1 protein-coding gene is annotated in these 1176 nt (G+C 58.4%); it reads left to right on the top strand.

Annotated features, from left to right (window positions below; genetic code table 11):
- Positions 1-212: 212 nt before the first annotated feature.
- Entirely contained in the window at positions 213-1169 is a 957-nt protein-coding gene (locus RNA01_RS23345) for an IS110 family RNA-guided transposase (protein WP_210245813.1), read from the top strand.
- Positions 1170-1176: the final 7 nt, after the last annotated feature.

Raw genomic sequence — 1176 nt, 5'->3', positions numbered from 1 at the left:
CTTATACATTGCGAGGCCGGGACATCGGTTATGATGTTCTGGCCTCTTTTGTCATTGTGGTGGTTGCAACACCGCGATGACGGCGCACGAAGCGGTTGGTCCATGCCGGGCCTGAACTTTCGTTCGTAAAAAAGCAGAACCCTTTGTGCGTCCTGAGGCTTCGTCGAACCGTTGAGAGAGCATCGCGCTCGCGTATAAGGGAGACCAAGCCTATGGCTTATACTACCCGCTTTGTGGGCCTCGACATATCCAAATCGTCACTGGACGCCTGCCTTCTGCCCGATGAGAAACGGGCAAGCTTCCCCAACACGGCCGAGGGTTGTGCCAGCCTCGTCGCGTTCCTGACGTCTGTTCCAATGATAGAGCGCTTGATCCTGGAGCCGACCGGTGGCTATGAGCGCCTTGCCGTGACGGCGCTGCAGGCAGCAGGACTGCCCGTCGCCAAGGTGAATGCCCGGCAGGTGAGGCAGTTCGCGAAAGCCTGCGGCCAGCTCTCCAAGACCGACAGCATCGACGCCTTCGTTCTGGCCGACTACGGCCGCCGCATGCAAACGCGGGTTCTGCCCGAGCGATCTGGAACGTCGGTTCTTCTGGCGCAACTCGTCCTGCGCTACAGGCAGCTCTCGCACATGATCGTTCAGGAGAAGAACCGCCGGGAAAAGTTGACTGGCGATGCGGACGACACCCGCTCAAGAGACTGGATAGAGGAGACGCTGTGCTTCCTCGGTGCACAACGACAGACGGTTGTCGATGAAATGACCGCCTGTATCGAGAACGATGCCGAACTCGCCGCAAAGGCCGAAGTCCTCATGTCGCTCAAGGGCATTGGTCTGCGCACTGCCTGCTTCCTGCTCGCCGATCTGCCGGAACTGGGCCTCATCGAAAAGGGCCAGATCGCAAAGCTCGTCGGTGTCGCACCACTCAACCGCGACAGCGGACAGATGCGCGGCAAACGTATGATCGCCGGAGGCCGAAGACCCATTCGCGACGCTCTCTACGTTGCCGCTCTTTCAGCGATCCGTTTCGAGCCAGCCATCAAGGCTTTCAATGCAAACCTGCGAAACAGGGGAAAGCCCGGAAAACTCGCCATCGTCGCTGTCATCCGAAAGATCGTCGTCATCCTAAACGCAAAAATGCGCGAACACATCACAAAACAACTTGCTGCCTAACACCGTT

This window comes from Paenirhizobium naphthalenivorans (genome assembly GCF_007992095.1).
Taxonomy (GTDB): Bacteria; Pseudomonadota; Alphaproteobacteria; order Rhizobiales; family Rhizobiaceae; genus Allorhizobium; species Allorhizobium naphthalenivorans.
The sequence above is the reverse complement of the archived record's forward strand: the minus strand, read 5'-3'. Positions and strand labels throughout refer to the sequence as shown.